The organism is Acidovorax sp. GW835-FHT14G06 (assembly GCF_058793595.1).
Map to the genome: position 1 here is coordinate 1 of NZ_JBXAGA010000051.1, position 914 is coordinate 914.

At 64.6% G+C, this 914-nt stretch carries 1 protein-coding gene; it reads left to right on the top strand.

From position 1 onward, the window contains the following. Positions 1-36 precede the first annotated feature (36 nt). Positions 37-914, top strand: an 878-nt coding sequence (locus AC1Q64_RS25670) for a SwmB domain-containing protein (RefSeq protein WP_492253179.1), incomplete at its 3' end; no start/stop codon positions are given.

Below are 914 nucleotides of genomic sequence, written 5' to 3' on the forward strand. Positions count from 1 at the left end.
GTGACTGGCGTGGCCGTGAACGGCTCCGCCAAAACTGTGACTTTGACCTTGACGACGCCGGTAGGGTTTGCCGAAGTAGTCACTGTGGCCTACACAGACCCCACGGCAGGCAACGATGCCAACGCAATCCAGGACATCCAGGGCAACGACGCCGCCAGCTTGGGTGTGACCCCGGTCACCAACAACACACTGGACACCACCCCCCCCGTGGTGAACACAGCCACCGTTACCGCCAACCAGCTGGTCCTGAGCTACACCGAAGCGACCACACTGGACGCCGTGAACACCGCGCCCATTGGCGCCTTTGCGGTGACGGCGGGAGGCTCTGCCAATGCCGTCACCGGTGTGGCCGTGAACGCAGCCGCCAAGACCGTCACCCTGACCCTTGCATTCGTTGTGGGAGCCGGCCAGACCGTCACCGTGGCCTATACGGACCCCACGGCAGGCAACGATGCCAATGCCGTCCAGGACGCAGCAGGCAATGACGCCGCCAGCTTCGCAGCCCGGCCCGTAACCAACCTCACCGCTGCAGACCCTGACCCAACCCCGGTACCTCCCACGCCAACGCCCACCCCGACCCCTGGGGTGCCCGACAACGACGGGGTGCCCAACACCGTGGAAGACCAGGCCCCAGGCATCCCGGGCCCCAATGGAGCTATCGTGGCGGGAGACGGTAACGGAGACGGCATCAAGGACAGCGAACAAGCGGGAGTGGCCTCGATCGGTTTCGTGCTTAGCCCCACAGGGCAGAGCAACCCGGGCAATGCACCACCGACTTTTACGACCCTGGTTGCCAGCAGTCAGAACGGTAAAGTGGGCAGCGGTAACGACAACGCACGCATCACCAGCCTGACGCAAAAGGACGCACCGCCAGACCTGCCTGCGGGCATGCAAATGCCCATCGGACTGGTGAG